The 13,319-nt window shown below is 28.1% G+C and carries 9 protein-coding genes; 2 read left to right on the top strand and 7 right to left on the bottom strand.

Annotated features, from left to right (window positions below; translation table 11 throughout):
- Nucleotide 1: 1 nt before the first annotated feature.
- From WHA43_RS05165 to WHA43_RS05150, 4 genes are all read right to left on the bottom strand, one after another.
- Nucleotides 2-1,831 (bottom strand): WS/DGAT/MGAT family O-acyltransferase, encoded by a 1,830-nt coding sequence (locus tag WHA43_RS05165; RefSeq protein ID WP_105046044.1) that lies wholly within the window; start codon nucleotides 1,829-1,831, stop codon nucleotides 2-4.
- 258 nt (nucleotides 1,832-2,089) lie between these two features.
- Nucleotides 2,090-2,953, bottom strand: a complete 864-nt coding sequence (locus tag WHA43_RS05160; protein WP_105046043.1) for an alpha/beta fold hydrolase — start codon at nucleotides 2,951-2,953, stop codon at nucleotides 2,090-2,092.
- Between the two features lie 15 nt (nucleotides 2,954-2,968).
- On the bottom strand, nucleotides 2,969-3,883 hold the full coding sequence (locus WHA43_RS05155) for an alpha/beta fold hydrolase (RefSeq protein WP_105046042.1): 915 nt from the start codon (nucleotides 3,881-3,883) through the stop codon (nucleotides 2,969-2,971).
- 1,086 nt (nucleotides 3,884-4,969) lie between these two features.
- Nucleotides 4,970-6,157: a GAF domain-containing sensor histidine kinase gene (locus WHA43_RS05150; protein WP_105046041.1), complete on the bottom strand. Its 1,188-nt coding sequence runs from the start codon at nucleotides 6,155-6,157 to the stop codon at nucleotides 4,970-4,972.
- Between the two features lie 79 nt (nucleotides 6,158-6,236).
- Here WHA43_RS05150 and WHA43_RS05145 point away from each other — a divergent pair, with 79 nt between their 5' ends.
- Nucleotides 6,237-6,989, top strand: a complete 753-nt coding sequence (locus tag WHA43_RS05145; RefSeq protein ID WP_105046040.1) for a LytR/AlgR family response regulator transcription factor — start codon at nucleotides 6,237-6,239, stop codon at nucleotides 6,987-6,989.
- A gap of 20 nt (nucleotides 6,990-7,009) precedes the next feature.
- Nucleotides 7,010-7,399, top strand: coding sequence for a response regulator (locus tag WHA43_RS05140; RefSeq protein ID WP_105046039.1), 390 nt, complete (start codon nucleotides 7,010-7,012; stop codon nucleotides 7,397-7,399).
- 1 nt (nucleotide 7,400) lies between these two features.
- Here WHA43_RS05140 and WHA43_RS05135 read toward each other — a convergent pair whose 3' ends face one another.
- The 3 genes from WHA43_RS05135 to WHA43_RS05125 form a co-directional block, all read right to left on the bottom strand.
- The gene (locus WHA43_RS05135) at nucleotides 7,401-7,808 is read right to left on the bottom strand and encodes a response regulator (RefSeq protein WP_105046038.1); all 408 of its coding nucleotides are present in this window, start codon (nucleotides 7,806-7,808) and stop codon (nucleotides 7,401-7,403) included.
- 3 nt (nucleotides 7,809-7,811) lie between these two features.
- Entirely contained in the window at nucleotides 7,812-8,243 is a 432-nt protein-coding gene (locus WHA43_RS05130; protein WP_105046037.1) for a response regulator, read from the bottom strand.
- Nucleotides 8,244-8,316: 73 nt separating this feature from the next.
- On the bottom strand, nucleotides 8,317-13,269 hold the full coding sequence (locus WHA43_RS05125; RefSeq protein ID WP_105046036.1) for a PAS domain S-box protein: 4,953 nt from the start codon (nucleotides 13,267-13,269) through the stop codon (nucleotides 8,317-8,319).
- Nucleotides 13,270-13,319 lie beyond the last annotated feature (50 nt).

Genomic DNA, 13,319 nt, shown 5'->3' with positions numbered 1-13,319 from the left:
ATTATTGATTGAAAAAAGCAGTTAATGTTTTTAAAAACAACGCTTTATTTTTTGAATTTCCAGCAATTTTAATTCGCTCTTGAATTATCACTTCTTTTAAAAGTAATTTTTTTCGGGATAAATGATACAACACCAAATCATCAATTTCTAAGGTTATTAAGGCATTTTCTGAAGCTTCTTTTTTCACTGTAACACCTTTTTCTGAAACCACTATTTGAGTAGGAAAAACAGTTTTTTCGGCAGTGATTTGAAAATCAATTATGCCTTCAAAATCACTTTTAAAATCAATAGTTTCAGTTAAATATTTCTTGAATTTTATAAAAAATGAATAGCTTTTCAAGGTTTCGTTTTGAGGTTTTGGATGACGTTTTCCTCTCTCTAAAATAACAGCTTCCAATTCATTGGCAGCTTCTCTAATATATCTTGAAAACTTATCAGCATCAGGCATTGTTTTAGCGTCAGATGTTGTAGTTATAGAAACTAATCCATTGTAACTGAAAGCAGCAATAATCAATCCAAATCCATCCAAAACAGGGGTCAATCCAAAAATAGAAAGTATTTTTTGACCTCTTAAATACAGAGGGCTTTGAGGGCCAGGAACGTTGGTTATTGTTACGTTAAATGGTGGTTTGATAAACTCTTTGATATTGTATTTGCTATACAGGCCAGCTGCCAAATTTGCCAATCCAAAAGGAACAGCTTCAGCCATTTGTGCCAACGATTTTGCTCCTACTGTTTTGTGTTTTTTTTTGCCTAAACTTGTTTGCTTGTAAATATATTCTAAACGCTCAATGGGATCTTTGATATGAGTGGCAATTTTAACCAACATATTCGAAATTTGATTGTTCATTGCTTGGTTTTCTTCATTTCCGCGAATAGAAATAGGAACATTGGCTACCAAAGGCTGTGAAGGAAGTTTTTCTCTTTCTTCTAAATATCTTCTAATTCCGCCTGCACAAATAGTTAAAATCAAATCATTGACAGTTACACCCATTATTTTGCGAAGTGTATTGATTCTTTCAAAAGATAAAATGGCAGTTCCCCAAGTTCTTTTTGGAGAAACATTTTTATTGAAAATAGTATTTGGAGTAGCAAAATTTTTGAAAACGGTTTTTTTTGGACTCAGCTGTTTGCTAATTTTTCCTTGTAAAAAATACAAGGCTGTTTCACTGGCTAATTTTGGAATTTTAAAAGGACTTTTAAAAAAATCTTGAGAACTTTTAATCAATAATGAGATTTCATCTGGTAAAGGTTCAGGATCAAAAGGAATTGGTTTTGGAATTTCTTTGTCTTTTTCATCCGCAGTTTTATCGAACAAAATACCCATAATTCCGACTCCTGATGCACCATCAATCATCACATGATGTACTTTTGAAACAATGGCAACTGAGCCTTTTGGTACTTGCGAAACTTCGTCTAATCCTTCAATAAAATCAATTGACCACAAAGGTCTTCTTAAATCTAATGGATTGCTAAAAATAGAGGATGTCAATTCGCGCAAAGTTTTCCAGTTTGCAGGTTCAGGAAGTCTGATTCTGTTGATGTGCAAATCAATATCAAAATTTGGATCATCTACCCAATAAGGATAATCTAAATTCATAGGAAGGTTTAGCAATCTTTTTCGAAACTTTGGAATTAAATGCAATTTCGAAGCAACAATTGCTTTGAAGTCCTCAAATTTTAACGAACCTTCTACAATTACCAAAGTTGCGACATGCATAGGACTTGTGGGCGATTCTGCATATAAAAAAGTGGCATCTTGTCCAGAGATTTGTTCAAAAGAATTGCTTTTAACTTCTTCTAATAGATTTTTTATTAGCTTTTTTGCCATAAAATTTTACCGTTATTTAATTTTTTGCACTTAAAAATAAAGTAAAACTAGTTTTTTGCTTTACATTTTAGCAACTCTGCAAGATAAAGAATTTTCAGAAGATTTTCTAATAAATTAGGATGTGCAATTTTAATAAAATCAATAGCACTTAAATAAAGTTGAATGTAGTTTTTTAGAAGAAATCAATAAAAAAATCCCAAAAATGGGATTTTAAATTTTATGATTTTGATTTGATATTTGAGGGATTTTTTTTGATTTTTAAGCGGATTCTTTAAATCCTTTTACAATTTTTACAAATTCTTCTGGTTTTTCTAACATAGGAAAATGTCCACAATCCTCAATCAATGCCATGTTTTTTGGATTCAATTCGAGCAAATCTTTTATTTTTTCGAAGGTTTCAACTGAATCATTCTCATCATTTTTGCCCCAAATTACAAACTTGTTGAATGTTGATTTTTTTAGATTTCTGAGTCTTCTTTTTCCAAATTTTGTGGTTTCTAACACATAATTATCAATATAATTCATTGTTTTGATACCGTTGTTATACGTAAGTAATTGCCAATGATTTTGGAGCTCCTCTTCACTAACGGCCTCTTTTTTGTAAAAAGATACTTTCATGTATTTTTGAAACATTTCGTAAGAAAGTGACAGTTTTAATAAAGATGAAGTAATTTTTTTTCTTTGATTTTCAAGGTCTTTATCATCTTTAGTTAGTGCCATCTGAATTCTTGAGTTTAAAAAGAAAACATTTTTTATAGCTATATCTACAAAACCAAGATCAAGAATACTTTCAATTTCGTCTAAAATACAAACTCCAAAACCTTGTGCCATGATGGAAAGATTTTCGATTTTTAGTTCTCTTAAAAAGACTGTTAAAAGACTTGCTTGGTCTTTTGCTGTGTAAAAATAATGTTTGGGTTTTGATGAATATCCAAAGCCAATCAAATCAGGAATAATAACTCTGTATGATTTTTTTAATTCATCAACGATTTTATGATAATCATAAGAGCTTGTTGCAAAACCATGAAGAATTAACAAAGTTTCGTCTCCTTGCTCAGAATCTATATACGAAATATTTTGTTCGTGTAAACGGATTGTTTTATGATGCTTTTTCCATTCCATATCATTTTTTTTAGATTAACTTACAAATGTTTCTCTTTTTAAAATATGGTAAGTTGACTTATTTATTTCTTCTAAAATCATTAATAACCAACTTTTAGGCTCGTTTTCTATAGTGTAGCAATTTTTATTTTCTACCATCACAAAATTTTCTTTTTTGTAAGTAGATGATAACAATAATGCATCTTGAATATTGGTAAAATCATCTTTTCTCCAGAAATAGTGAATTCGTACATTTGACTCTTTCATTGCATTGATCCACCTGTGCCAGTACAAAAATATTTCTTCATTGTAGTTGCTTAAAATCAATACCTCTTTCTGTCTTTCTTTGGTTTGAAAGTTTTCCCAAATTACACGAACTTTTTCTTCGTCTTTATATTTTTCATCAAATACACCATTATCATGAGTGTTGAAAAGTGCTTTATCATCATGATTTGCCAATACTTCTTTATATTTTGGGATATGTTTGTTGCTATTTAAATAGTAAATAGCATTGATGCTTGAGTATAACTGATCACTATTGTTTTTTGTGATAACAACGTCTTTGATGTTGAAAGGAATTAAGTTGTAATTTTTTTTATGCAATATTTCTTTTGCAATCATTGCTCCATATTGTGATGCTAAAATGGTGAAGTCTTTTAACTTTAATTTGCTATACAATTTCACACAATCATTGGCATGATCAAGAATAGAGTAGTTGAAATCTTTTGGTTCGTCAGAAAATCCAAATCCAGCATGATCATGAATGATTACTCTATAATAATCTTTTAACATGTCAATTATTTGATGGTAATCAAAAGAGTTTAAAGGGTAGCCACTAATAATTACGATGGTTTCTTTATCGGATGTTGCTGGATCTGTATCAATTACAAAAAGTTTATTTTCGTTGATATCTATAAATTTTCCTGAATCTTTCCAATCTTGAGCAGTCATGTGTTTAATTTTAGAGGATTAAAATTCTTTTTTTAATAAAAAGACATCACAAAGTTATTCTATAATTATAGTTTCTTAATGAGAAATTGTAAAAGGGTATTACTTGAACATTAGGTATAATAAGTGGAGTGTTTTAAGGAATAAGTGGATTTTTACAATAAGCTATAATGATGAATTTTTGACGAAACTGTAATTAATTTTAATGTTTTATAAAATTGTTGTGCTTTAATTTTGATTCATTACTAACAACTTTAATCAAAATATATATCATAAAAAAAACTTCTAGAATTAAGGGGAAATTCTAGAAGATTTTTCAGATTTAGGGGAATCAGGGGTTTTGTTGAGGGGTTTATTTTTAGTAACTTTATTTGATCTTTTTTACACTATAAAGGTACAAATTTAAAAGGGGTAAAATGCCTAAAATCTAATTGGGTAAGTATTCGAACTTTTTAGAAAATAACTGTTTGTTTTATTGGAATAACTGTTTTTGAAATTGAATTATGAATGAAAATTAATTCAAAAAAAAATCTTCTAGAATTGATGGGGTGAATTCTAGAAGATTTTTGAAGATTTAGGGGTTTTAGGGAAAATGGGGATTTATTTTTATGAACTTTATTTGATCTTTTTTACATGGTAAAGTTACATTTTAAAAAGCGTTTTAGAAAGTAAAAAGGTGTTTGGTAAGTTCACGAACCTTTAAACATATAAGTGTACTTTTATAAGGAATAAGTGGTTGAATACAGTGATTTCAGTATGATATTTCGTTTATTTTTAATGTTATAATTTCATTTATTTTGGAACTGTATTTTTTGTTTAAAATAAAACTCCTAGAATTCGGGGGAATATTCTAGGAGTGAATTTCTAACAATTTGCATGTTAGTTAAAACTAAAATTACACTATGAAACATTATTATTAACAAAACAAAATTATATGAAATTTATATCTCTATAAATTAAAATCAATTTCAGTTATTAGTTGTGCTTATTTAAGTATAACTGTATTTTTTTTTTGGAATAAATGGATATTTATTCCAAATATTTGAAATGTTTGTGCTAAGTATTTTATTATAAAACGAGATTAAAATCTTAGATATTTGGCACTTTTAAAATAAAAGTAGAGCCTTTATCTAAATCAGATGCTAAAGTTATTTCAGCGTTTAAATTGTCAGCAATTTTTTTGCAAATAGCCAATCCTAAACCAGAGCCTTCGTATTTTGAGTTCGGATGTAAGCGTTTGAATGGTTTAAAAATATAATCGAAAAACTTTGACTCAATGCCAATTCCATTGTCTTTTATTGAAAAAATCAAGAATTCATCATCCTGTAAACAATTGATTTCAATAATTAAAGGTTCTTCATCTTTTTTATACTTGATAGCATTTGATAAAAAGTTGGTAAACAGAACCGTAAACGCAATTTTTGATGAGTAAATTTTTGGCATATCACCACATATCAATGTAGGTTTTTCATTCAAATTGAAAATTAGATTTTTGAAAAGTTCTATTACTAATTCTTTAACATCAAAGGTTTCAAAATTTTCATCTGATTTTGTGCTTTTTGCATATTCTAACAAATCAGTAATTAAATTGGTCATTTTAACAGTGCTTTGCAAAATGAATTCAATATACTTTTGGTCTTTATCATCCCAATTTGCTTGATGTTTTTTGTCTAAAAGTTTCATGAACGAATCAATAGACCTTACAGGAGCTTTTAAATCATGAACAGCTATATTCACAAAATCTTCCATCTCTTTAGCAGCTTTCTCAATTTTTTGTTGGTATTCGTTTATCAATTTTGTTTTTGAGCGCAACTCAATCAAGTATTCTACGTGTTTTGATAAAATGATTAACATCTCTTTTTGTTCATCTGAAAGTATTTTTTCTTTGTAATCAATTACGCACAAAGTCCCTAAAGGTATACCTGAAGTTGATTTTAAAGGAACTCCATGATAAGAAACAATTTTTGGATCGTCATAAACTAAGGGATTGTTTGAAAAACGACTGTCAATTCGAGCATCTTTAACGCTGAGTATTTCATCAGGTTTCTCGATAGCTATTTTACAAAAGGCTTGTTCAATAGGAGTTTCTGAAATTGACAAGCCAAATCTTGATTTAAAAAGCTGTTTATGGATATCTAAAACAGTGAATAAAGCGACTGGTGTTTCGCATATTTTTGAGGCTAATTTTGTGATATCGTCAAACATTTTTTCAGACTGCGTATCTAATAGACTCAATTCAACTAGCACTTTATGTCTTTGAATATCATATATTTTCATTGTGGTAGGGATTTTGCAATAAATATACTAAATTATTTGTATTTTTGAAAAATAACAGCTCATATCCTATCAAACTAAAATGAAAGTTTTACAAGCAATAGTTATTGAAAATGACATTGAAGTAATTAAATTGCTACAACAATTTGAGATTGAAAATTCTGTTTTATTTTCAATTTTAGATATTGTTGAAGATTGTAAAAACATCACAAAACTTATAAATGAAAAAAAGCCAGATGTTCTTTTTATCAGTCGAGATGAGCATGTTTTTGATCCTAAAATATTAAATGATTTAACTGTAAGAAAACCAAAACTCTTATTTGCATCCAAAGATAAATGCCAGGCTTTTGAGGCATTTGGTTTTAATGCAATTGATTTTTTATTAAAACCTTTAACCACCAATTCGCTAATAATTTCTATTTATAAAACCATCAAATATTTAGAGATGGAAACTGTTTTTCAGGATGATGTTTTAGGTAAAATCAAAACTATCAATGCGTTGCCTCAAAATTTCGAATATGTTTCTATTTCATCTGTTGATAAAATAGAGCTGCTTAAAATGGATGATATTATTTTCTGTAAAGCTGATGGGAAATACACTGAATTCAATACAATTAATGCTTCAGTAATAATTTCTAGTAAAAATCTTGGAGAGTATGCGCTTTCTTTTAACAATAATTTTTTTAGAATACATCATTCATATGTTGTGAATATTAAATATTTAGTGAAAATTATTAAAAATAATGGCCTTTTTTGCGAATTAAAAAATGGTCACATTTTGCCAGTTGCAAAAAGAAGGCAAGAAGAATTTATGAAATTTATCAACCATCAATAACCTTTTAAAAATTAATTACCATGAGTTTCAAATACAAAACAATAATGATTGTCGATGATGATGCTATTGATAATTATTTAGTGAATGTTCTTATAAAAACAAATAACATCGCAGAAACTATTTTAGAGTTTGATAATGGTGAAAAAGCAATTGAGTATTTACACAATAATAAAAATAACCATGATAATTTACCAGAAATTATTTTATTAGATATTTATATGCCAAGAATGAATGGTATTGAATTTATAGATAAACTAGATGAATTAGATATTAAATGTGGGAAAAAATGCAAAATTTGTGTAGTATCAAGCAGTATTAATGACAATGATATTTTGAGAACAAAATTGAATGCCAATGTATTTAAATATACTACAAAACCGATAACACCTGAGTTTTTATTATCGTTATAATTTAACTGGCTATTTTTTGTATTGCAGTTTCAATGGTTTCTTTCAATAACGTAGGATTTAAATCATCTTTCAGTAAAAATTTAAAAGCTCCCATTTTCTTAGTTTTCTCTATAATATTTTCATTTTTGTGTCCTGACATTAGTATAACAGGAATTGAATTAGCATTTTCTAAAAGATTGTTTACTAATTCTAAATCATTTGCATCAGGTAAGTTTAGGTCAGAAAAAATCACTGAAATTGATGAATTTTTTTCTAAAAATGATACTGCATTTTCTAGATTTGAGCAATGATTTGCCACTATGTTTGGTGAAGCTTCACTCAAGTATTCTTCTATTAAGAAAAAATCTCCAGGGTTATCTTCAATTACCAAAATATTTATTAAAGATAATTCACTAATAATTTGATTCATTAATTACTCTGCTAAATTTGATATTTTAAACCAAAATTCTTCGATTTTTTGAATTGTTTCTAGGAAATCTTGAATTTCAATTGGTTTCGTAATGTAACTATTTGCATGATTTTTATAAGCCCTATCAATATCTTGCTGATTTGAAGAGGTTGTTAGCATAATTACAGGTATTTTTTTTAAATGAGAATCATTTTTAATTTTTTCAAGTACTTCATGACCATTTAATATTGGCATGTTGATGTCTAAAAGAATTAAATCTGGTTTTTCAGCATTAATAAAATCTCCTGTCTTGTACAAAAAGTCTAATGCTTCCTGTCCATTTCTTGCGACGCTTATTTTCGGATTGATGTTACTCTCCTCAAAAGCTTCAGTTGTTAAGAGAATATCTCCCTCATTATCTTCAACAAGAAGAATGTGTGCTTGACTAAAATTCATATTATTAATTTTGGAGGATACACAAATATAATAAAACGAAATCGATTTTAATAATTTTTTTAAAAATGATATGTTAAGAAGCTATTATCATTTTGGGAATTGTAAAGAAAAATGTAGCACCTTTTCCAATTTCTGAAATAACCCCAATTTCTCCACCCCAAGATTCTACTTGCTTTTTAGCAATTGCCAAACCAATTCCAGTTCCCTCATAAGTATCTTTATTGTGAAGTCTTTGAAATATAACAAATATTTTTTCATGGAATTTTGGGTCAATACCTATGCCATTATCTTGAATGGATATTTTATAATGATCATCTTTTTCTTCAGCAAAAATGGTAATTTTTGGGGGTATATCTTTTGAAGAATATTTAATGGCATTATCTATCAATCCATGTAATGTTTGAATGAAGGGGGATTTATAACATTGAATTACAGGTAATTCTGAGAAAATAATTTCTGCATTTTTTTCTTTAATTATTTGATTTCTTAAAAATTGATATTCTTTAATTATATCAGTTATAGCAAATGTTTCTCGTTTTTCATTTATTTTTCCAGCCCTTGAAAAATCTAATAAGTCTAAAATTATTTGTCGCATTCTTTTAGCGCCATCATTTGCAAAATTGATGTATTGATTACCTTTTTCATCTAATAAAGTTTCGTACCTTCTTTTCAACAACTCCATGAAACTAGTAATCATTCTTAAAGGCTCTTGCAAATCATGTGAAGCAATAAAAGCAAATTGTTCTAATTGTTGGTTTGTTAATTCTAAATCTTTGGTATATTTTTTTAAAGAATTATTTAAAGTTATTAGCTCTTGTTCTTGATTTTTTTGTTTGGTTAAATCTGAAATTGAACCGAACATTTTTTCAGCTTTTTGATTGTTATTTCTTAAGAAAAGACCTCTATCTATTACAAATAGTTGTTCTCCATTTTTTTTGATAAAACGATATTCTTCAGCCCATTTCATGATGTTTGGATTTTCAATAGCATCAAATACACTTTTTCGAACACGTTCTACATCATCAGGATGAATCTGATCTAACCATAATTTTGACGATGGTTTTTCAGTTTTTAAATCATAGCCCAAGATTGTTTCAAAACCTGCACCCCAATAATGCGTGTCATCAATAATTCCCCATTCATAAATGGCATCACTTGTTGCTACTGATACATTTTCAAATCGTTCATTGGCTTCAAGTAGTTTTAAATCGGCTTTTTTTCTTAAAGTAATATCTTTAAAATATACAGATAAGCCACCATTTGAAGGATAAGCATTAATTTCTAACCATTTTTTTAAGATTACTGAGTAAATTTCAATATTCAGATTTTGTTTTGTTTCTAGAGATTTTTTAAGGTTTTTATAGATGCCAAGATTTATACCTTCTTTGAAAATTTCCCAAAAATTTTCTCCTAAAATTTCGGATCGTTTTTTTCCAATTAAATTTTCAGCTTCTCTATTCCAATAGGTTACAATCCATTTTTTATCAACTGCAAAAAAGGCATCACCAATACTTTCTAATATTTTGTTTTTTTCATTTAAAATTGAAATCGCTTTTTCATCAGCCATTTTTTTCTCTGTGATATCAATTCTTATGGCCATAAATTGAAATGGCTTGTTATTTGAGTCTAAAAATGGGATTACAGTACTTAATGCCCAATAAAAAGAACCGTCTTTTGCTTTGTTTTTTACTTCTCCTCTCCAAACTTTTCCTGCTGTTATGGTGTCCCAAAGTTCTTTAAAAAAGGCTTTTGAATGGTATTTTGAATTGATAATTTGGTGCGTTTTTCCAACTAATTCTTCTCTTGAATATTTAGAAAGATTACAAAAACTATCATTTACATATTTTATAATTCCATTTGAATCGGTAATTGTAATACTTGCAGATTCGTCAAGAGCAAACTTATAATCTTCTATATTTTTTAAACTTGCTTTCAGAGCAATTTCATTGAGTTTTTGTTGATTAATATCTTGAATACTTCCATAAATTCTTATGACTTTTCCATTGATTATTTCAGCATTTCCATGGGTTCGTATCCAAATTTCATTATTTTTTGCGGTAACCAAAACTGCTTCAAAATTATATGGTTTTCCGTTTTTAATACAATCCTGAACTCTGCATGCAATCAAATCTCGAAAATCTTTTCGATAAAAATTAATTGCTGTATCAATATTTGGATTAAAATCAGTTATTGAAGTTTCATGAATTTCATAAACAATATCAGACCAAAATAATTGGTTATTGATCAAATCAACCTCCCAACTTCCAATTCTGGCTAATTTTGATGTTTGCTCTAATAATTCCTTGTTTTTTTCTTCATAGGTAACATCTAAAACAACTGAGTTAAAAAGTATGGTACCATCAATTAAATAACTAGGAGTTCCTAATCCTAAATAGGTTTTAACTTCGCCATTTGGTTTTACATTTCGCCAAGTTGCAGTCCATTTTGATTTTGATGTGATAGAATCTAAAACGGCTTGTTTTACTCGTTCTAAACTTCCTCCAAGTTCAATTTGTTTCCAAAGTAAATTTATATTAGCAATTACCTCCTCAGGACTATATCCCCAAAGTTCATATGAACCTTTCGTGACATATCGAATAGAATCAGTACCATCAGGATGTATTAGATATTGATATGCAACACCAGGTAAATTATCTGCTAAGGATTGATAACGTAATTCAGTTTGTTTGCGGTCGTTAATATCTTGAAAACTACCAAAAATTCTATGACATTTTCCATTGACAAATTCAGCATTTCCAATGCTTTTTATCCATAATTCATTATTTTTTGCGGTAACTAAAACAGCTTCAAAGTTAAAAGGTATTCCAAATTCAACACAGTCATTTACTTTTTTTGTAACTAAATTTTTAAAATCTTCTCTATAAAAATTTATACTTGATTCAATTTCTGGAATAAATTTTTGAGGGTCAGTTTCATGAAGTTCATGAACCATATCTGACCAATAAATTTTGTTATTAATAGTATCAACTTCCCAACTTCCAATTCTTGCTAATTTTGATGTTTGTGTTGTTAAGTCTAAAAGTTTAATTTCTTGAGTAATATTTTTTGCAGACGCATAAATTAATCCTTCCACTAAATTAGCATTACTTGTCCAGCTTAACCAAACAATTTCACCATTCTTTTTAATGTATCTGTTCTGAAAATTTATAATGCTTTTACCACTATTAAGAATTTCTAAATCTGAATTAGAGATATTTTTATCTTCAGGATGAATAAATTTTTCAAAATTGTAATGCAATATTTCATCTTCATTATATCCAATCATTTCACAGCCTGCTCTGTTTATCTTTAGAAATTTTCCATTCAAATCAGTTACACAAATTAAATCAGGAACAGCATCATATAAATGGTTTAAATCATTTTCTAGTTTTTTACGATTGATTTCAGAGCCAATAAATTCTTTTAAATCTTCAAGAGTTTTTTGATGGTGTTTTAAACAAGTAGATTTGTTTTTTGTTCCAATCATCATCACACCAATTACTTCATTATTAAATAAAAGTGGAATACCAAGTGCTGTATTAATACCTGAATTTTCAGCAGCATCTTTCCTTACAAAATCTAAGTTTTTACCAAGATCACCCCATATTACTGATGATTTTTTTTGCCAAACTACTCCTGGAATTCCTTCTTGTGGGTGTAAAGAAGTTATATCAAAAGATGATTTATAAAATTTTTCAGCAATTTTCGAATTGCTATTTTTTGTGATAAGATTTATTTTTGTTTTATCAAGATTTGGGAGCCAAATTTCTACAAAATCAAAATTTCCATAGTCACAAATTGTTTGACAAACTTTGTTTGTCGAAGAAACTAATGAGTCTTCATTTTTAAAATTAGCACTGATTTTAGCTAATAAATCTTTTTTAAGTTGATTTTGTTTTTCTTCTGTAACATCTCTTTGTATTGATATCCAATTTGTAAAAGTGCCAATTTCATTTGCAATTGGAGTAATTGAAAGATTTACCCAAAATTCTTCTCCATTTTTTTTATTATTGATTGTAGTTATTTCGCAAGGTTGCCAGTTTTTAAGGGCATTTTTAAGTTTATTTAGCTCGCTTCTATCAGAATTAGGTCCTTGTAAAATACGAGGAGTTTTTCCTATAATTTCTTCTACTGTATAACCAGTCATTTCTGTAAAAGCCTTATTTGCATAAATAATTTTAGGACCGGTATTTTCAATAGGTTCTGCTTCTGTGATTAAAATAGCATCATTAATATTTGTTATAACGCTTTCAAGTAATTTTAATCGGTCTTCTTCCTCTTTTCGTTCTGTGATATCTTGTACAGTTCCTTCTAAACTTATTGGATTTCCGTTTTCATCTTTTTTTAAACTACCTATTTCATGAACCCATTTTATTGTTGAATCTGGTAAAACAATTCTATGGATAGCATCATGAAAACCTTCTTCTCTGATGGACTTTTCATAACGTTCTAAAAGATTTTCTAAATCATTTGGATAAATGGTATCAAGGACACCTTGAAGGGTTAATTGTTTTTTTTCATTTTTTCCACCCCAAATTTGACTAACTTCTTCTGTCCATGTAATTGTATTTGTAGCGAGTTCAAGTCTCCAATAACCTAATTTAGCAATATTTGCAGCTTCTTTAAATTGTTCTTCTGTTTTTTTAAGTTTTGCTAGTTGAACCTGTTTTTCAGTAACATCTTGAGAAATAGTTAAAATAGATTTTTTATTATTAAAGTTTACTTTATGACCCACCATGTCTATTTGAATAAGGTTGCCATTCTTTTTTTGATGAGATAAAATTCCGAAGTGAATTTTTCCTTCAGTGGTATCAATGTTTTTTAAAGAACCATCTAATTTTAAAAAAGTTTCTTTTGGTTGTAAATCTTTTAAAGTAAGAGAAAGAAACTCTTTTCTAGAGTACCCATAAAGTTCAATTGCAGCCGCATTTACTTCCAAAATTTGAAATGTTGCAATTTCATAAATCCAAGAGGGAAGAGGATTTAAATTGAAAAAATCAGTACAATTAATATCTATTTTACTCATTTCAAATTCAAAGATTAATAAACTTTTATGTAAATCTTTCGATTATAAGT

This window comes from Polaribacter gangjinensis (assembly GCF_038024125.1).
Lineage (GTDB): Bacteria > Bacteroidota > Bacteroidia > Flavobacteriales > Flavobacteriaceae > Polaribacter > Polaribacter gangjinensis.
This window is presented reverse-complemented; position numbering and strand designations above follow the sequence as displayed.

Excerpts from the sequence above, each read along its gene's own strand:
- WHA43_RS05140 (WP_105046039.1), top strand. The coding sequence starts at position 7,010 with ATGAGTTTCAAATACAAAACAATAATGATTGTCGATGATGATGCTATT.
- WHA43_RS05150 (WP_105046041.1), bottom strand. The coding sequence starts at position 6,157 with ATGAAAATATATGATATTCAAAGACATAAAGTGCTAGTTGAATTGAGT.
- WHA43_RS05160 (WP_105046043.1), bottom strand. The coding sequence starts at position 2,953 with ATGGAATGGAAAAAGCATCATAAAACAATCCGTTTACACGAACAAAAT.
- WHA43_RS05165 (WP_105046044.1), bottom strand. The coding sequence starts at position 1,831 with ATGGCAAAAAAGCTAATAAAAAATCTATTAGAAGAAGTTAAAAGCAAT.
- WHA43_RS05155 (WP_105046042.1), bottom strand. The coding sequence starts at position 3,883 with ATGACTGCTCAAGATTGGAAAGATTCAGGAAAATTTATAGATATCAAC.
- WHA43_RS05130 (WP_105046037.1), bottom strand. The coding sequence starts at position 8,243 with ATGAATTTTAGTCAAGCACACATTCTTCTTGTTGAAGATAATGAGGGA.
- WHA43_RS05135 (WP_105046038.1), bottom strand. The coding sequence starts at position 7,808 with ATGAATCAAATTATTAGTGAATTATCTTTAATAAATATTTTGGTAATT.
- WHA43_RS05125 (WP_105046036.1), bottom strand. The coding sequence starts at position 13,269 with ATGAGTAAAATAGATATTAATTGTACTGATTTTTTCAATTTAAATCCT.
- WHA43_RS05145 (WP_105046040.1), top strand. The coding sequence starts at position 6,237 with ATGAAAGTTTTACAAGCAATAGTTATTGAAAATGACATTGAAGTAATT.